The organism is Pseudomonas sp. S06B 330, from assembly GCF_002845275.2.
Lineage (GTDB): Bacteria > Pseudomonadota > Gammaproteobacteria > Pseudomonadales > Pseudomonadaceae > Aquipseudomonas.
In genome coordinates this window covers 344,053-362,439 of the sequence record NZ_CP088149.1, presented here as the reverse complement: position 1 = coordinate 362,439, position 18,387 = coordinate 344,053, and the positions used below count along the sequence as shown (strand labels likewise).

Annotated in this window: 17 protein-coding genes; 5 read left to right on the top strand and 12 right to left on the bottom strand. The window is 59.5% G+C overall.

All coding sequences use genetic code 11. The annotated features are described in order from the left end of the window. The first annotated feature begins 95 nt into the window (after positions 1-95). Positions 96-845 carry a DUF2059 domain-containing protein gene (locus CX511_RS01675; RefSeq protein WP_045181120.1) on the top strand — a complete coding sequence of 250 codons (750 nt, stop codon included), beginning with the start codon at positions 96-98 and terminating at the stop codon, positions 843-845. On the opposite strand, the gene bipL is transcribed toward CX511_RS01675, so the two are convergent. After that, positions 846-1,787 (bottom strand): phospholipase BipL, encoded by a 942-nt coding sequence (gene bipL / locus CX511_RS01670; protein ID WP_045181126.1) that lies wholly within the window; start codon positions 1,785-1,787, stop codon positions 846-848. It abuts the gene before it with no gap. A gap of 100 nt (positions 1,788-1,887) precedes the next feature. Between bipL and CX511_RS01665 the strand changes: the two genes are divergently transcribed. Beyond that, complete coding sequence (locus tag CX511_RS01665; protein WP_045181128.1) at positions 1,888-2,457, top strand: DUF6436 domain-containing protein; 570 nt, start codon at positions 1,888-1,890, stop codon at positions 2,455-2,457. Here the strand turns inward: CX511_RS01665 and CX511_RS01660 are convergent. Then, positions 2,454-3,002, bottom strand: a complete 549-nt coding sequence (locus CX511_RS01660; protein ID WP_045181130.1) for a sugar O-acetyltransferase — start codon at positions 3,000-3,002, stop codon at positions 2,454-2,456. The two genes, CX511_RS01665 and CX511_RS01660, sit on opposite strands and share 4 nt — an antisense overlap. A gap of 84 nt (positions 3,003-3,086) precedes the next feature. Between CX511_RS01660 and CX511_RS01655 the strand changes: the two genes are divergently transcribed. Next, entirely contained in the window at positions 3,087-5,456 is a 2,370-nt protein-coding gene (locus tag CX511_RS01655; protein WP_101293105.1) for a penicillin acylase family protein, read from the top strand. 233 nt (positions 5,457-5,689) lie between these two features. Here CX511_RS01655 and CX511_RS01650 read toward each other — a convergent pair whose 3' ends face one another. The 9 genes from CX511_RS01650 to dibA all read right to left on the bottom strand — a co-directional run bounded on the left by CX511_RS01650 (position 5,690) and on the right by dibA (position 14,562). Beyond that, a complete protein-coding gene (locus tag CX511_RS01650) occupies positions 5,690-6,475 on the bottom strand; it encodes a MetQ/NlpA family ABC transporter substrate-binding protein (RefSeq protein WP_045181133.1) in 786 nt (261 codons plus the stop codon). Between the two features lie 140 nt (positions 6,476-6,615). Next, positions 6,616-7,548 (bottom strand): sigma 54-interacting transcriptional regulator, encoded by a 933-nt coding sequence (locus CX511_RS01645; RefSeq protein ID WP_045181135.1) that lies wholly within the window; start codon positions 7,546-7,548, stop codon positions 6,616-6,618. Between the two features lie 65 nt (positions 7,549-7,613). Further along, a complete protein-coding gene (locus CX511_RS01640) occupies positions 7,614-8,195 on the bottom strand; it encodes an alpha/beta hydrolase (protein WP_101293106.1) in 582 nt (193 codons plus the stop codon). A 162-nt stretch (positions 8,196-8,357) separates the two neighbouring features. After that, positions 8,358-9,347, bottom strand: a complete 990-nt coding sequence (locus CX511_RS01635; protein ID WP_045181138.1) for a sulfate/molybdate ABC transporter ATP-binding protein — start codon at positions 9,345-9,347, stop codon at positions 8,358-8,360. A gap of 3 nt (positions 9,348-9,350) precedes the next feature. Next, positions 9,351-10,223, bottom strand: a complete 873-nt coding sequence (gene cysW, locus CX511_RS01630; protein ID WP_045181140.1) for a sulfate ABC transporter permease subunit CysW — start codon at positions 10,221-10,223, stop codon at positions 9,351-9,353. Between the two features lie 14 nt (positions 10,224-10,237). Continuing rightward, on the bottom strand, positions 10,238-11,056 hold the full coding sequence (gene cysT, locus CX511_RS01625) for a sulfate ABC transporter permease subunit CysT (protein WP_045181142.1): 819 nt from the start codon (positions 11,054-11,056) through the stop codon (positions 10,238-10,240). An 87-nt stretch (positions 11,057-11,143) separates the two neighbouring features. Beyond that, positions 11,144-12,151, bottom strand: a complete 1,008-nt coding sequence (locus CX511_RS01620; RefSeq protein WP_101293107.1) for a sulfate ABC transporter substrate-binding protein — start codon at positions 12,149-12,151, stop codon at positions 11,144-11,146. Between the two features lie 71 nt (positions 12,152-12,222). After that, positions 12,223-12,405, bottom strand: a complete 183-nt coding sequence (oscA, locus tag CX511_RS01615; protein WP_045181150.1) for a sulfur starvation response protein OscA — start codon at positions 12,403-12,405, stop codon at positions 12,223-12,225. Positions 12,406-12,666: 261 nt separating this feature from the next. Then, positions 12,667-14,562 (bottom strand): phosphodiesterase DibA, encoded by a 1,896-nt coding sequence (gene dibA / locus CX511_RS01610; RefSeq protein ID WP_101293108.1) that lies wholly within the window; start codon positions 14,560-14,562, stop codon positions 12,667-12,669. Between the two features lie 150 nt (positions 14,563-14,712). Here dibA and desA point away from each other — a divergent pair, with 150 nt between their 5' ends. Together desA and CX511_RS01600 are read left to right on the top strand one after the other, a co-directional pair. Beyond that, on the top strand, positions 14,713-15,897 hold the full coding sequence (gene desA, locus CX511_RS01605; RefSeq protein ID WP_045181155.1) for a delta-9 fatty acid desaturase DesA: 1,185 nt from the start codon (positions 14,713-14,715) through the stop codon (positions 15,895-15,897). A gap of 134 nt (positions 15,898-16,031) precedes the next feature. Continuing rightward, positions 16,032-17,021, top strand: a complete 990-nt coding sequence (locus CX511_RS01600; protein WP_101293109.1) for a GGDEF domain-containing protein — start codon at positions 16,032-16,034, stop codon at positions 17,019-17,021. A 94-nt stretch (positions 17,022-17,115) separates the two neighbouring features. Here the strand turns inward: CX511_RS01600 and CX511_RS01595 are convergent, their stop codons facing one another. Beyond that, positions 17,116-18,324: a response regulator gene (locus tag CX511_RS01595; RefSeq protein WP_101293110.1), complete on the bottom strand. Its 1,209-nt coding sequence runs from the start codon at positions 18,322-18,324 to the stop codon at positions 17,116-17,118. Positions 18,325-18,387: the final 63 nt, after the last annotated feature.

Here is an 18,387-nt window from a genome sequence, read left to right as displayed (position 1 = left end):
AAACCAACAGCGCCACTTAGCTGAGAGTATGCAATGGCTTCTCGACAAAGCCCGGCAAGGCCAAGACAATAGCGCCCTGCCGACAGGAGTCCTGAATGCGCCGTTTGTTTTTTTTGCTGATGATGATCTGCACCACGCCTGTCTGGGCAGACAGCCTCGACCAACTTTACAAGGTCGCCGGCTGGCCCGAGCAGCGCGCCCACTTTACCGATGCCCTCGATGCCGCCCAGCAGCGCTATCGCAATAGCCTGCCGCCCGCCGTTTATCAGGCGCTGGTCAATAACAGCAACCAGCGCTTTGAGGCCAAAGCCATGGACAGGCGTGCCCAGGCACAGTTGCGCGCCAACCTGAGCAACCCTAGCCCTGCATTGGTGTTCTTCCAGTCGCCGTTGGGACGCAAGGTTGTCGCCGCCGAGTTGCTGGCTACCCGACGTGACCAGCTGGCCAAAAACGCCAAAGGACTGCCCAAGATGGAGGCCAGTGACAATCGTCTGCTGATCATCGGTCACCTGGCCCAGGCCCTGCCAGCGCGCGAAGCCGGTGCTGAAGTCAGCTTGGCGATTGCCGGTGTTGCTGCCGACAGCCTCAGCCAGATGATTCCCGGCTTGCTCGGCGGCGGCCAGGCTCAAGGTCTGCTTGATGGCCAACGCCAGCGCCTGATGCAACAGATTGGTAGCGAGATGAACAACACCCTGCTCTATGTGTATCGCAACCTGTCCGATGCCGAGCTGGATGAATTCGCCACCTTTGCCGAATCCACTGAAGGCCAGACTTACTACAAGGCGGCCCTGGCCGCCATTCGAGCAGGCTTGGCCGTCGGCCAGAACACCTCAGACTTGAAGTGATCAGCCCAAGCGTTGATCAATGAAGTCGAAATAGCGCTGACGAATCGCCGGCAGCTCGTTGGCTAAATGATGCCGCGCCTCAGGAATCAGCAGTATTTCCGGCGCGGCAAATTTCTCCCGCAATACCTTGAGGTTATACGGCCAGTCCACGGTCATGTCCGACTCGCCCTGGATAATCACCAGTCGCCGCGCACTGACCGGTGCCGCCTCGATGCGTTTGACCCAATCCACCAGCGCCCCGACCCAGGCCGTCGGTAAACGCCGCGGTTGTAGCGGATCTGCCTGCAAAAACGGCAGAAACGTCGGATCGTTGCTGTTTTCACTGAAGCGTCGTTCGATGCCGTTGACGAAGGGCCGCAGTAGCCGATAGCTCAATTTCGACCAGCGCCACGCGCGTGGCCGCACCAATGGCGCCAGCAGTATTACCTGACCCTGGGCTGGGCTTTGCGCGCCACCGTGCAGCAGATGATCGATGACAATCGCCCCACCGGTACTCTGCCCACAAAGATGCCAGGGCTGCGGCAGGTCGAGACTACGCCCCTGCTCAAACAGCGCTTGCAGCACTTGTTGGTACGCGCCGAAATCGTCAATGCTGGCCCGTTCGCCACTGGACAAACCGTGCCCCGGCAAGTCGCAAGCGATCACGGCGTAATCCTGATCCAATGCCCACTCGATCACATGCCGGTACAACCCCATGTGGTCGTAGTAGCCATGCAGCAATACCAGGGTCGCCACAGGTGCCGCGGGCATCCACACCTGGCCGACCAACTCGAATCCCGCCGCCTGGAAACGCCCCAGCCAACGCTGCGGCGTCTCCTTGCGTGCCGGCAGATCCAGCCCGTAGTAGCGCTGGTAGGCCTGGGCCTGACTCGACAACGGCTGGCGTGCCGCCAACGCAGACAAGCTGGCGCGTAACGAATCGGGCTGAAATGACGCAGGCATAGACGATTTTCCATACAGCAAAGGCGAGATATTGACCTAGGATATTCAGCTGTCGCCAGCCGCATGGCAAGCTAGGTGACTTTTAACGGATATTGCCCTCATGCTAGCGCCCACCACCCGCACCCTTTTCGGCCTGTTGATCGTTGCGCTATGCGCGGCAGGTTTGTGGTGGGCCTACGACAGTTTCCAGAGCCGCTACCTACGCACCTTCGACAACCAAACCGCCCTGTTTTCCGGCGACCGCCTGCAACTCCCAGCCACCATCGCCGGGCCTGGGCCGATTCGCCTGGTGCACTTCTGGGATCCGGCGTGCCCCTGCAACGTCGGCAATCAGCAACACCTGGCCGAGCTGATCGAACAGTTCGCCGCGCAGGGTGTGGATTTCTATGTCGTACAGAAACCCGGTAGCCGCGGCCAATTGCCCACCACCCTCAGTGCGCTCAAACCGCTGGCCAATTTCCCCGGTGCCGAGCACCTGCCAGCCAGCCCGGCGGTAGCGATCTGGGATCGCCAGGGCAAGCTGGCTTACTTCGGCCCCTATAGCGAGGGCGCAACCTGCAACTCGAGCAACAGCTTCATCGAGCCGATTCTGCTGGCCTTGAGTCAGGGCCGCGCCGTCAGTGCCACGCATACCATGGCCGTGGGTTGCTACTGCCCCTGGAGCCCTTAACGCAAGCGCGCAGGGTTGCCCACCACCGTCGCTCGGGCCGGCACATCGCGTGTCACCACACTGCCAGCGCCGATCACCGCGTTATCGCCCACGGTGACACCCGGCAGGATGATCGCCCCGCCACCAATCCACACATTGCTGCCGATCTTCACTGGCCGGCCACTCTCCAGGCCGCTGCGGCGGACCTTGGGATCCAGCGGGTGGTCAGCCGTATAGATCTGCACCGCTGGGCCGATCTGACAGTCGTCACCGATGCTGACGGGGCAGACATCAAGGATCACACAGTTGAAATTCATGAAGACATTGCTGCCAAGGCTGATGTTGTAGCCATAGTCGCAATAGAACGGTGGGCGAATCACTGCACCATTGCCGACCGCCGCGAAGTGTTCCACCAGCAGGCCATGACGCTGCTCATTCAGCAGCTCGGCACTGTTGTTGTAGCGCTGCATCCAGTGCTTGTTGGCAATTTGCTCGGCCTGCAGTTCCGGGCAGCTGGCGTGGTAGAGCTGGCCACTGAGCATTTTCTGTTTTTCACTGAGATTCATCTTCCCTCCTTTGGGGCTATCCTCTGTCCTGATTTAGCTTGATCATCGGACCACAACATCCGCTAAAAAGTACAAGGAGTCTTGATGAAGCGCAGCCTGACCTTCCTCGCTGTGGTCATTGCCGCGGTCGCTGGTGGCGGTTACTGGTATGTGCAAGGTAAGTTGCCGCAGCGCGAGGGCGAGGTAGCACTGGCCAGCCTGCAGGCTCCGGTCAGTGTGCGTTATGACGCCCGAGGTGTGCCGCACATCCAGGCCAACAACGAGATCGACCTGTACCGTGCTCTGGGCTATGTGCATGCCCAAGACCGCCTGTTTCAGATGGAAATCATCCGCCGCCTGGCCCGTGGCGAACTGGCTGAAATCCTCGGCAGCAAGCTGCTGCCCACCGACACCTTGTTCCGTAACCTGCGCATTCGTGAACAAGCCGAGCGTTATGTCGAACGTCAGGACAAACAAGCGCCCGCCTGGCTCGCCCTGCAAGCCTACCTCGATGGCGTCAATGCCTGGCAGGACAGCCACCCCAAACCGATGGAATTCGATGTCCTGGGCATCACTGCGCGGCCCTTCACCGCGCAGGACACCCTAAGTATCGCCGGCTACATGGCCTACAGCTTTGCCGCTGCCTTTCGCACTGAACCGGCGTTGACCTTTGTTCGCGACCAGTTGGGTAGCGAGTACCTGAAGATCTTCGACCTCGACTGGAATCCGCAAGGGGCTTTGCACAGTCGCCCGCCGCTGGCAGCCGCGGACTGGAAGAGCCTGGAGCACTTGGCCCAAGTCAGCCAGCAAGCCTTGAGCGAGGCCGGCATTCCCCAGTACGAAGGGAGCAACGCCTGGGCCGTATCCGGCAGCCGTACACGCAGCGGCAAGCCGCTGTTGGCCGGCGATCCGCATATCAGCTTTGCGGTGCCCTCGGTCTGGTATGAAGCCGAATTGTCGGCACCTGGTTTCAACCTCTATGGCTATCACCAGGCGCTCAATCCCTTTGCTTCGCTAGGCCACAACCGTGACTTCGGCTGGAGCCTGACCATGTTCCAGAACGACGATGTCGATCTGATCGCCGAACAGGTCAACCCGGACAACCCAGATCAGGTCCGCATCAACGGCCAGTGGCAAGCCCTAACCATCACCCAGGACACTATCGCCGTGAAGGGCGAAGAGCCAGTGACCATCACCCTGCGCCGCTCGCCTCACGGCCCGATCGTCAACGACGTGATCGGCACCAATGCCGGGCCCACACCAATTGCCATGTGGTGGGCTTTCCTGGAAACCGAAAACCCGATCCTGGACGGTTTTTACCAGATCAATCGTGCCGACTCCCTGGACAAGATGCGAGCCGCTGCCGCCAAGGTCCAAGCCCCCGGGCTCAATCTGGTCTGGGCCAATGCCCGCGGCGATATCGGCTGGTGGGCCGCAGCGCAGCTGCCGATTCGCCCGGATGGGGTGAACCCGGCGTATATCCTCGACGGCAGTACGCCACAGGCTGACAAGCTCGGCTTCTACCCGTTCAGCGCCAACCCGCAGCAGGAGAACCCGGCCAGCGGCTACATCGTCTCAGCCAACTATCAGCCGCCGGCAGCGATGCCAATTCCGGGTTACTACAACCTTCCCGACCGTGGCCAACAGATTGACCGCCACCTGGCCGATCCAGAGACCAAATGGGATACGCAAAACAGCCAGGCGCTCCAACTCGACACGGTCAGCGACTATGGCCCACGAACCCTGGCGCCATTACTGGGGACCCTGCGTGAAGTGGCCAGTGGTGATCGGGAGAAGGAACTGGTTGAACAGCTGGCGAGCTGGACCGGTGACTACCCACTGGACTCGGTTAGCGCCACGCTCTTCAACCAGTTCCTCTACGACCTGGCTTACGCGGCCATGCATGACGAACTGGGCGATGCCTGGTTCCAGACCATGATCAGCACCCGCGCCATCGACGCAGCCTTGCCACGCCTGGCCGCCGACGCCGAATCTCCCTGGTGGGGCCAGCATGGCAGCAGCGAACATGGCAATCGCACAGATACCGTCAAACGTGCCTGGCAAGCCAGCATCGCCCACCTGCGCGAAACGTTGGACAACGATCCAGCCGCCTGGCAATGGGGCACTGCGCATACCCTGACCCACAACCACCCGCTGGGGCTACAGAAGCCACTGAACCTGTTATTCAATGTCGGCGCCTTCGCCGCGCCCGGTACGCATGAGGTGCCCAACAACCTCTCAGCGAAGATCGGCCCGGCGCCTTGGCCGGTAACCTATGGCCCGTCGACTCGACGCCTGATCGACTTCGCCGATGCCAGTCAGGCGCTGACCATCAACCCGGTTGGGCAGAGTGGCGTGCTGTTCGATAAACACTATGCCGATCAGGCTGAGGACTATATCGAGGGGGTGTACCACAAGGCGCAAATGGGGGTGACACCGGCGCAAAGTACCTTGCGGTTGATGCCCCGCAATTAGCTGCAAAATCCTGGAGAGTGTCGGGATCTTTTTGCCATAAATGCTTTCCAACGGCTGCCACTTCCCACACCTCCAGGAAGAAAACAACAATGAACCAGCAAGCCGAGCATGATCCCCAGGACCTGTTGAAACTACTGACTGCGCTGATGCGCGCCATGCAAACCCGCTCCTGAGCCAAACGCAAAAACGCCGACATGGGTTAACCCATGTCGGCGTTTAACAAACAGCGGTAATCAGAACGCCGGCAGTACCGCGCCGCTGTATTTCTTCTCGATGAAGGCTTTCACTTCTGGACTGGTCAGTGCCTTGGCCAGCTTCTGGATGGCGTCGCTGTCCTTGTTGTCTGGACGAGCAACCAGGAAGTTCACGTACGGCGAGTCGGCACCTTCGATGACCAGGGCGTCTTTGGCCGGGTTCAGACCGGCTTCCAGAGCGTAGTTGGTGTTGATCATGTCCAGGTCAACCTGATCCAGTACGCGTGGCAGCATGGCCGACTCAAGCTCGCGGAATTTCAGCTTCTTCGGGTTCTCGGCGATGTCTTTCGGCGTGGCCAGGGCATTCTTCGGATCTTTCAGGGTGATCAGGCCAGCTTTCTGCAACAGCAGCAGGGCGCGGCCACTGTTGCTGCCTTCGTTCGGGATGGCGACGGTAGCGCCTTCCTTCAGCTCGCTCAGGTTCTTGACCTTCTTCGAGTAACCACCGAACGGCTCGACGTGTACGCCAATCACGGTTTCCAGGTGCGTGCCTTTGCCTTCGTTGAAGTTCTTCAGGTACGGCAGGGTCTGGAAGTAGTTGGCATCCAGACGCTTCTGGTCGACCTGTACGTTTGGCTGCACATAGTCGGTGAACACCTTGATCTCCAGGTCCACGCCTTCTTTGGCCAGGGTCGGTTTGATCAGCTCCAGAATTTCGGCGTGGGGTACAGGGGTGGCGGCAACCACCAGTTTTTCGCCAGCCTGGGCAAAACCTGCAACCGACAGAGCGGCCGCCAGAGCAGTGAACAACAGAGCCTTTTTCATGCGCAGTCCTTATTCGAATACACGGCCATCGGTCGACGGCAAACAATGAGTTGCCAGCACTTTGCTAGCTGGCTTGGTAGCGGACAATACCCAGATTTTTTATGCCGTAACAATATCTTTTATTTAGCTTCTTATTCCATTTAGGCATTGATCCGCAACAAGGCTTGTTCCAGCAAGTGCTGCAAGGCGCTGCGTTCACTGGCGACAGCCCGCAGGCACAACTGATCAAGCTGACTGGCCAATGCTTGCAGCGGTGTCGGCAGGTTCAAATGTTCAGGCAAAATCTCCTCACCGCTGCTGACCAGCAAGGCGAAGTGAATGACGTTTTCCAGTTCGCGGGTATTGCCCGGCCAGCTGTGCAGCTCCAACACGCGCTGGGCGGCGTCACTGATCAACGGTACTGGCAGGTTCAGGCGTGGGCTGTAGATACCGACAAAATACTCGGCCAGCGGCAGGATATCGCCAACCCGATCGCGTAACGCAGGCAGCTCCAGATGCCCTTCGCGCAGGTAGTGGTACAGGCGCTCATGGAATTTGCCAGCGCTGACGGCTTCGCCCAAGTCGATACTCGACGCGGCGACCAGGCGCACATCTACAGGGTTAGGTTGCTGGGCACCCACGCGGATGACTTCACGGTTTTCCAGCGCAGCAAGCAATTTGACCTGAATGGCCAAAGGCAAGTCGGCGATTTCATCCAGGTACAGGGTGCCGCCATTGGCTGAGCCGAACCACCCGGCACGGCTGCTGGCGGTGCCACTGTAGGCACCTGCGCTGTAACCAAAGAGTTCGGCATCGGCATAGGTCGGGCTGATTGCCGCACAGTTGACCGACACAAACAGGCCCGCGCGATCACTGGCGCGGTGGATCTGCCGGGCCAGCAGCTCCTTACCGGTACCCGTTTCACCGCGAATCAGCACCGGCAGTGCCAAAGGCGCCAGCAGCTCTAGCTCCTCACGCAATTGCCGCGAGCGCGGATCGACGAACACCAGCGCCTTGGCGCGAATGCTCAGTGGGCTCTTGTCCAGCTCGGGAAACGTCAGCAGCGGCTGACCGAAGGTGTCGTGAATACTCATGGCAAACTCCCGCCCGCAGCATCTGGGGCCGGGCGTTGGCTCTGGAAAAAGGTCAGCGCCTGCAGTCAGGCGCGGCGAAGGGCGTGCTGTTCCAGTCGGTTCTGCAGGCGATACAGGTAGGCAAAGCCCTGCTCCCAGCGACGGTGCCCGGACTTGACGTTGATATGCCCGGCCCCGGCAAGAAAGTCCACCTCGGCGCCCCAGGCTCGCGCCAGTTGCATGGCCCGCGGAGCGCTGATTGCCGGATCGTTGTCAGAACTGACCACTTGGCTTGGGAACGGCAATAACTGCTGGGCGATCGGCGCGAAGTTGCGCAGCGCTGGCGCGCAGGTTGGGCGCTCGACGTCGGCTGGCGCCACCAGCAAGGCGCCGCGTACCCGGCGCAGCAGGGTGGCACTGGCTTGCGTTGCCCAATGGGCGACGGTGATGCAACCCAGGCTATGGGCAATCAGGATCACCGGCGCATCATCGGCGGCCACTGCCTGTTCCAGTGCCCGCACCCAATCCTGGCGTTGCGGCGTCAACCAATCGGCCTGCTCGACCCGTGCGCTATTGGGCAGCACGTGCTGCCAGTGACTTTGCCAATGGTCTTCTGGCGATCCTTGCCAGCCCGGCACAATCAGGTAACGGATCGACGTGTTGCGCATGGGGATGCCTCCTGCTGGGTTTGCTTGAGGCTAAGTATAAGGAGGCGGTTATATCAGTAAAGGAATAAGAAGCTATTTATTAATAACCAAAATGCAATTCAGCGATAAAAAAAGGGGCCAGCCCCTGCCGAGGAATGGCCCCTGAAGATTTTCCTGTGGGTGTTAGATGTTGGCTACTTGCTGCCAAACCTTGGGCTTGAAGAACAGTGTCTCGCCACGCGCCAGGCCACTCAGGCTGTCGTGATCTTTGACCACCTCAGCCTCTATCAACTCGCTCTGACCCTCCACCTTCAGAGTCACCCGTGTGGTTGCGCCCAACGGCCGAATGTCACGCACTTCAGCGGCATGGTGCCCCTCCACCTCATGCCGCGACAGCGACACTTCATGGGGCCGGAACAGCACATGATGACCTTCGCTCAGGTGCAAGCGGTTGGAGTCGCCGAGGAAGTGATAAACAAAATCGCTGGCCGGATTCTCATAGACCTCACCTGGCGAGCCGATCTGCTCGATTACGCCCTTGTTCATCACCACGATACGGTCGGCGACTTCCATCGCTTCTTCCTGGTCGTGGGTCACGAACACCGAGGTCAGGTTGATGTCTTCGTGCAGGCGCGCCAGCCAGCGGCGCAGTTCCTTACGTACCTTGGCATCGAGAGCGCCGAATGGTTCATCGAGCAGCAGCACCTTGGGCTCCACCGCCAGGGCGCGGGCCAGGGCGATACGTTGGCGCTGGCCACCGGAGAGCTGCTCGGGATAACGATCACTGAGCCAATCAAGCTGAACCATGTTCAGCAGCTCGTGGACCTTCTCGGCAATCTTGCTCTCGCTCGGACGCTCGCCCTTAGGCTTCATGCGCAAACCAAAGGCGACGTTGTCGAACACGCTCATGTGACGGAACAGGGCGTAATGCTGGAACACGAAACCGACGTTGCGATCACGCACGTCGTGACCGGAAACATCCTCACCGTGGAAGACAATACTGCCCTGATCGGGGGTTTCCAGCCCGGCGATGATTCGCAGCAACGTAGTTTTGCCGCAGCCGGACGGCCCCAGCAGCGCCACCAGCTCACCGCTGTGGATATCCAGGTTGATGCTGTCCAGAGCCTGGAAAGCGTTGAAGCGCTTGCTGACGTTACGAACTTCGATCGACATGAATTATTCCTCCGCTGCGCTGTGGCGCAGACGGTTAATACGGGACTCGCTCCACTGCTTGAGCAGCAGGATGAAGAGCGCCAGGATCAGCAACAGGCTGGCCACGCTGAAGGCCGCGACATGGTTGTATTCGTTGTAGAGGATCTCGACATGCAACGGCAAGGTGTTGGTCACCCCGCGAATGTGCCCGGAGACCACCGACACTGCACCGAACTCACCCATCGCCCGCGCGGTACACAACACCACGCCGTAAATCAGGCCCCATTTGATGTTGGGCAGGGTCACATGCCAGAACATCTGCCAGCCGTTGGCCCCAAGCAGGCGCGCGGCCTCTTCTTCCTGGGTGCCCTGCTCCTGCATCAGCGGGATCAGTTCACGGGCCACGAACGGCACGGTAACGAAGATGGTGGCCAGGACAATACCCGGCAAGGCAAACACGATCTGGATGTCATGATCCTGCAGCCAGGGCCCGAAAAAGCCCTGTGCGCCAAACATCAGCACGTAGACCAAACCGGCGATCACCGGCGAGACCGAGAATGGTAGATCGATGAGTGTCACCAGGATGCTCTTGCCGCGGAAGGTGTACTTGCTCACACACCAGGCAGCGCTGACCCCGAACACCAAGTTCAGCGGTACCGAGATGGCCACGGCAATCAGCGTCAGCTTCAGCGCTGACAGGGCGTCGGGCTCGAAGATTGCCTCGAAGAAGGTCCCCAGGCCCATTTTCAGGCCCTGGGAGACCACGATCACCAACGGCAACAGCAGGAACAGCACGAAAATCAACCAGCCAAGGCCGATCAGGATTCGCCGTGAGGCTGCGCTACCGCGGCGGGCGGCGTTGGCCGAAGCGCTCGCGCCAATTGAAGATGCAGACATGGAAGTGGTCTCCTTCAAGGGGTTTCGATGCGCCGCTGCAGCAAGTTGATCAGCAGCAACAGGACGAAGGAAACCACCAGCATCAACACGCCGATGGCAGTGGCGCCGGTGTAGTCATACTGGTCGAGTTTGACCATGATCAGCAGCGGCAGGATTTCGGTTTTCATTGGCATGTTGCCAGCGATGAAGATCACCGAACCGTACTCACCGACGCCACGGGCAAAGGCCAAGGCAAAACCGGTCAGCCAAGCGGGTAACAGCGCTGGCAACAGTACATAGCGGAACACTTGCAGAGGCTTGGCCCCCAGGCAGGCGGCGGCTTCTTCGACTTCGCGAGGGATGTCAGCCAACACCGGCTGCACCGTACGCACCACGAACGGCAAGGTCACGAAGGTCAGCGCCAAGGTGATACCCAACGGGGTGTAGGCGATCTTGAAACCGAGGTCGGTAGCGAACTGACCGACCAGGCCCGCAGGTGCATACAGCGCGGTCAGGGCAATACCGGCAACCGCCGTAGGCAGTGCGAACGGCAAATCAATCATCGCCTCGATAACCTTGCGCCCCGGGAAGGTGTAACGCACCAGCACCCAGGCCAGCAATGTACCGATGATGCCATTGATGATGGCGGCGCACAGGGCAGTGCCGAAGCTCAACTTGAGTGCAGCGAGTACCCGCGGCGCACTGATGATGGCCCAGAACTGGTCCCAGGTGAGCTGGGCGGCATGCACAAACATGGCCGCCAGCGGTATGAGCACAATCAGACTGAGGTACACCAAGGTGTAACCCAGCGTCAGCCCGAAGCCGGGTATGACGGGGGAGATACGACGTGACATAAAGGTCCCTGGTTGAACGCACAAGACCCGGGACAGATCCCGGGCCCATGCTGGCTACTGAATGGCGATTATCCTAACGGCCATGCTTCACTGTGCCGTGTAGATCTGGTCGAACACACCACCATCGTTGAAGAACTTGGGTTGGGCAGTCTTCCAGCCGCCGAAGTCTTTGTCGATAGTCACCAAGTCCAGTTTCGGGAACTGCTTGGCGTATTCGGTGGCAACTTTCACATCACGTGGACGGTAGAAGTTGTCAGCGGCGATTTTCTGCCCGGCCGGGCTGTACAGGTATTCGAGGTAAGCCTTGGCGATTTCGCCATTGCCTTTTTTCTCGGCGTTCTTATCGACCACGGCCACCGGCGGCTCGGCAAGGATCGACAACGACGGCACGACGATCTCGAACTTGTCATTGCCACCGTCTTCCTTAAGGGCCAGGAAGGCTTCGTTTTCCCAGGCCAACAGCACATCGCCTTGACCGTTGTTGACGAAGGTGATGGTCGAGCCACGGGCACCGGTATCGAGCACCGGAACGTGCTTGAACAGCTCCTTCACGTATTCCTGCGCTTTGGCTTCACTGCCACCGGCTTTGAGACCATACGCCCAGGCGGCGAGGAAGTTCCAGCGCGCGCCGCCGGAGGTTTTCGGGTTCGGGGTGATGACCGAGACGTCTTTCTTGATCAAGTCGCCCCAGTCCTTGATGCCTTTCGGGTTGCCCTTACGCACCAGGAAGACAATGGTCGAGGTGTAGGGGGTACTAGCGTCCGGCAGGCGGTTCTGCCAGCTGTCTGGCAGGGTCTTGCCGAGCTTGGCTACCTCATCGATGTCGCCGGCCAGGGCCAGGGTGACTACGTCGGCACGCAAGCCGTCGATTACCGCCCGGGCTTGCTTGCCTGAGCCGCCGTGGGACTGCTGGATCTTCACCTGATCGTTCGGGTGAGCCTGCTGCCAATGCTTGATGAACTCGGCGTTGTACTGCTGGTACAGCTCCCGGGTCGGATCATAGGACACGTTCAACAACTCGTAGTCCTTGGCGATGGCGGAACCGGCAAAAACGGCGCTGGCGAGTGCGGCCAGAGCATAACGGCGGATGGACATGGTGAAGCTCCCGATTGGCATATTTTTCTAATTAGGTGGCGCGTTCATCGCGGGGCATGCCCGCGCTCATATCAACCGGGCTTGGTGCCGGGGTTCTGCAGGCGGAATTTTTCCTTGCGCTCGATCTGCACGACCTGAGCGTTGTGCACGGTGATTTCCACCGCACCAAAGCGCAGATCGCGTAGAGCGCTCTGAATTTCGCGCAGAATGGTGGCTTCGTCCTGACCGTCAACGCTACGCAGAGATGCGCTCATGCTCGTGCTCCTGTGAATAAGAGGTGCCGTGCAGTTGCGTATAGAGGACGACTGCGCCTGGCTTGAGGGCAATCTTAGGGGGGCGTGAATATTCTTAAAAATACTATTTAAGAATTTTTATATAACCAAAAATTGACAAACTCTCCGTAGCCGCTGCCGCTAGGCTGCGATCGACGGCGTAGCAGTCGCAAGCCAGACCATTCTACGACCGCTTCGCGGCCGATCGCAGCCTGACGGCAGCGGCTACGCCCTATGTGGCCCTTAGGCCCAGCGCAATTGCTGCGCCGGAACCGGGCGCCCGAACCAGTAGCCCTGGCCCATCTGACACTGCTGGTCGAGAAGAAACTGCGCCTGCTCGGCCTGTTCGATCCCTTCAGCAATCACCTGCAGGCCCATGCTTTTACCTAAAGCGATAATGACTTTCACGATCGCCACATCATCTTCATCACAAGGCAACCCTGCGACAAAACCCTGGTCGATTTTTAGTTTTTGCACGGGCAAGCGCTTTAGCCGCAACAGCGAAGAGTATCCGGTGCCAAAGTCATCAATGGCCAGGCACAGCCCCAGTTCGCGCAGACGGTGCAATTGTTCCAGAGCTACCTCGGGGTCTTCCATCACGGCGCTTTCGGTCACTTCCAGCTCCAACAGCGCCGGGTCCAGGCCAGTATCGTGCAATACCTTGGCGACCTGCTGGTATAAGTCGCGATGGCCAAACAGGCGACTGGAAATGTTCACCGCCACGAACGACAGTGCCCGACCGTCAGCCTGCCACTGCACCATCTGCTTGCACGCCTGATTCAGCACCCAGGTGTCGATCTCTGCAATCAGACCGGTACGCTCAGCAATCGGAATGAACTCACCGGGCGACACTAACCCACGCTTAGGGTGCTGCCAGCGCACCAGCGCTTCGACACCGATCATCGCGCCGCTGCTCAGGTCATGCACTGGCTGGTAATACACCTGCAGTTCTTCTTGCTCCAACGCCCGGCGTAACTCGCCAGCCGTCTCGACTCGCTGCTGGGCGTGGGCGGTCAACTCTTCGGTGTACAGCGCATAACCTGCACGACCGCTGGCCTTGGCCTTGAACAAAGCCGAGTCGGCATTGCGCAGCAATTGTTCGGCACTCAGGGCATCGCTGGGAAACAGGCTGATGCCGATACTGGCGCTGACAAACAGGCGCTGATTCTCAAGTTCGAAAGGCTGCTTCATCACATCAATGAGGCTTTGCGCCAGCGCCGCCGCCTGGCCGACCTGCGGACATTGCTCGGTCAACACGGCGAACTCGTCGCCGCCTAGGCGCGCCAAGGTCACACCACTGCCCAACAGCGCCTTGAGGCGCTCGCCGACCATTTTCAGTAACTGGTCACCGACATTGTGCCCAAGGCCGTCGTTAATGCTCTGGAAATGATCCAGGTCCAGCAACAGCAGGGCACAACCACGCTTCTTTGCCTGGGCCGCTGTCAGCGCTTGTTCGGCGCGATCGTTGAACAGCAAGCGATTGGGCAAATCCGTGAGCGGATCATGATGGGCCAGGTAGGCCAGTTCGCGCTCACTGTGCTTGATCGCACTGATATCGCTGAACACGGCCACGTAGTGACTCAGCTCGCCGCTGTCATCACGGATAGAGCAAATGGTCTGCCACTGTGGGTACACCTCGCCACTTTTGCGCCGGTTCCAGATTTCACCGCTCCACTCGCCCTGTTGCGCCAGTGTTTCGTAGATCGCCTGATAAAACGCTGGCCCATGGCGCCCGGATTTGAACTTGCTCGGACGCTGGCCGATGACTTCGTTCTTCTCGTAGCCGGTGATCTGCATGAACGCGCGGTTCACGTGCACGATCACCCCATCACGGTCGGTTACCAGCACACCCTCAAGCGTGCTGTCGAACACTGCCGCAGCCATGCGCAAACGCTCGCGGTCCTCCCGGCGCAGACGCGCGCCAACACCGATAAAGTTCAGCAGGCGGGCACGGGAATTGAAGATCAGCACTGCGCTGCACAGTACCCACACATAGGCGCTGCACAATTGCCACCGGGCCAGTTGCTGAGGATTATCGAAAAGACTGCTCAATAATTGATCGGTCAGTGCCAACCAGAGCACGGATAACACTAGATAGAGCGCAGCCATGCGCATGGCGTCTCGAATGGAAGCAGACATAAGGTCCTGACAAGCCCACAAAAAATATTGGGGGATTATAGGGTAGAAACATCCCGTGACCTCCTATCTAAAAGGCCGACTGGTTTTATTTAACCGTGCAGGGATAATGCTTCCCAGCTGTTCCTTATGTTCTAGAGGGCCCTATCGCCTATGTGGTACCAAGGTTTGCTCAACTTGTCAGCCTGGCAACTGCTGGCAGTTACCCTGGTCATGACCCACGTGACCATCGTCAGTGTCACTGTTTACCTGCACCGTTATTCAGCCCATCGCTCGCTGGAACTGAACGCCGGGCTCAAGCATTTTTTCCGTTTCTGGCTGTGGCTGACCACGGCGCAGAACACCCGCGAGTGGACAGCCATCCACCGCAAGCACCACGCCAAATGTGAAACCGTCGATGACCCGCACAGCCCGGTGATCAAAGGCCTGTCCACGGTACTGCGCAAAGGTGCAGAGCTGTATCGCGAAGAGGCGCAAAACCCGGAAACCCTGCGCATCTACGGCAAGAACTGCCCGGAAGACTGGATCGAGCGCAACCTCTACTCACGCTATAAGCTCGGCGGTATAGCCCTGATGGCGGTGATCGACTTGCTGCTGTTCGGCACCATCGGCATCACCATCTGGGCCGTGCAGATGATGTGGATTCCCTTCTGGGCTGCTGGCGTCATCAACGGCCTTGGCCACGCCGTGGGCTATCGCAACTTCGAATGCCGTGATGCGGCCACCAACCTGGTGCCTTGGGGCATCATCGTTGGCGGCGAAGAGCTGCACAACAACCATCACACCTACCCCAACTCAGCCAAGCTATCGGTCAAGCGCTGGGAGTTTGACATGGGTTGGGCCTGGATCCAGCTGTTCTGTTTCCTGCGTCTGGCCAAGGTGCAACGCGTTGCGCCGATCGCCCATCGGGTTGAAGGCAAGGGCCAGTTGGACATGGACACCGCTATGGCGATCCTCAACAACCGCTTCCAGATCATGGCGCAGTACCGCAAGCTGGTGATCGCGCCGCTGGTCAAACAGGAACTGGCACGGGTCGATGACTCGGTACGCCATCAGTTCCGTCGTGCCAAACGCCTGTTGTCGCGGGAAACCAGCCTGCTTGAAGACCGCCACCACCTGCGCATCCAGACCATGCTTGAACACAGCCAAGCACTCAAGACCATCTACGAGAAGCGTCTGGCTCTGCAGCAAATCTGGCTGCGCACCAGCGCCAACGGGCATGACATGCTCGCCGCCATGAAAGACTGGGTCCATGAGGCCGAAGCCAGCGGTATCCAATCGCTGCGCGACTTCGCTGCCCAACTGAAAACCTACTCGCTGCGCCCTGCACTGACCTGATGCCGTTGATCGGTGCCCCCCTGCGCGGGGTGCACCGCTCGGAACTTCACCGCCTATTCTCACTCTGACTGGCACAAGCCCGCGTGGCGGGCCGGGTCGTGGCCGCCCGCCTCTGTGTGAGAAGTTCCGTGCAAATGGTCAATAAGAAACCGACGTCTCAACCCCACAGTGCGCCACCTGAAGCCGCCCAGACTTTTCTGGCGCTGATGCACGCTCAAGGCGAAGTCGCCCGCCTGAGCGAACGTGAGCAGCTGTTCAGCTCGCTGCTCGAAAGTGTTAACGCAGTACTCTGGGCGTTCGATTGGGAATCGCGCCAAGTGCTCTATGTCAGCCCAGCTTACGAGCGCATCTTTGGCCGCCCAGCCGGCCTGCTACTCGCTGACTTCAACGAATGGCGCGATAGCATCTACCCCGATGACCTCGACTATGCCGAACGCAGCCTGGCTGAAGTGCTGGTCAAAGGCGCAGTGGAAGACCGTGAGTACCGCATCATCGACGCCAACGGCCAAGTTCGCTGGCTCAGCGACAAATGCTTCATCAACCAACAGACCGATAGCAACCAACGGGTGATCGTGGTTGGCATGGCCGAAGACATCACCGAAAAGAAACGCCTCGAAGGCGAGTTGCAGCACCTGGCCACCACTGATGTGCTGACCCAGAGCAGCAACCGTCGGCATTTTTTCGACTGTGCTCAAACCGCCTTCGAAACGGCACGACTGGAGCAAACGCCGTTGTCCTTCCTGTTGTTGGATATTGATGACTTCAAACAGATCAACGACACCTACGGCCATCAGGAGGGCGACTACGTCCTGCAGCGCATCGCCGATACCGGCAAAGCCGTGCTACGCCGTGGCGACCTGTTCGGGCGTATTGGCGGTGAGGAATTTGCAGCGGTATTTCCCGGCTGTACGCCACAGATCGCCCAGCAGATCGCCGAGCGTTTGCAGCGGGAAATTCAGCGCTTGGGCTTCAGTCATGAGCAGAGCACATTTGGCGTGACGGTGAGCCAGGGGCTGACGGGCATCACTGAAACGGATGAATCGCTGGACAGCCTGTTTGCCCGAGCGGATACGGCGATGTACCAGGCCAAGCGTCGGGGCAAGAATCAGATTGTGACTGGCTGAGAACGCGGTCTGGCCTATCGCCGGCAAGACCGGCTCCCACAATTTGCTGCCCACACTGTTCCACTGTGGGGCTGGCCTTGTCAGCGATAGGTACTTACGCCTTACGCAACCGTCCCAGCTCCGGCATTCCCACCTTCAGCAATCTGGCCGTTTTACTCTCGGCCAGCGCTTCCAGCCCCTGGTCCACCGGCAACCGCGCCAGCTGCCCAGCCAGGTTCATCACCAGCGCTTCACGTGAATACACTCCACCACCCAACTGGTAGATCGCTGCAATCAGCTCACGCAGCTCCAATGGCAAGCGCCAGCGGGTGCGCAATGCCGAACCAAAAGCCGCGCCAAACTCATTGAGCGAAAGCTCAATGTCATCCTCATCAAGCTCGCCCCCGGACAGACGCCATTCCTGCAGGCAACGCAGCAACGCCAAGTCACCCAGGCAATGCAGCAACCCGGCGCAGTAACAACGCTCCTGGTCCAGTTCGAGCATCCGCGCCAAAGTTCGCGCGTATTCGGCGGCGTGTAATGACAACGCCCAGAAGTGCTCGGCGCGCAGCGACAGCAGTGGATCACTGAGCTTGGCACTGCGCTTTAGCGTCAGCCCCAGGATCAAGTTCATGCTCTGAGTGGTGCCGAGCTTGTTCAGCGCTTGCAATAAGGTCTGCACAGCGCCGTCGCGATGCAACGCGGCGCTGTTGGCCGCGGCAATCAGCACCGCAGTAACCTGCGGGTCGTTGCGGATCTCTTCTTCCAGAGTCTTGAGATTGAGCCCCTGCGGATTCAGGCTGCGCTTGATCGCCTGCTGCACATCGGCCAGCAACGGGCCGCCATCTGCCGTAGCCCGGCGGCCTTCAAGAAAGCGCGGCAAAGTCATGCCCGGTTGCAACGGCGGCACCGGACAGGCGATCTCCTCACCGACCTTGAGCAGCAGCTCTTCCAGGCGATGACGCAAGGATTCCATATTCAACGGCTTGCTCAGATAAGCCGTAGGCGCAAACGGCAACGCCTCGCGCACACTGGTGCTGTCGCTGCGATTGCTCATGAGGATGAAGGGCAACGACGGTTGACGACCTTTGGCGCGCACGTTGCGCAAGAGATCCAGGCCATCACCACCAGGCAACTCACGAGCGGCAATGATCAGGTCGGGTTGGCACGACAGCGCCGCGAGTGCCTGAGAGCCATCGGCGCAGACTTGCACACGTGCATCACAGCGCACGCTGAGCAACATCTGACTGAGCATATCCCGCACCCAGGGGTCGCCTTCGGCAATCAGCACACAAGGTGCCTTGGCTGGGTTGGTACTGCTCATACTCGACTCTCCGCTAGTTCACGACGCGCCATCCCGCGCACCTTCCAAGTTTCTCCTTAGTGG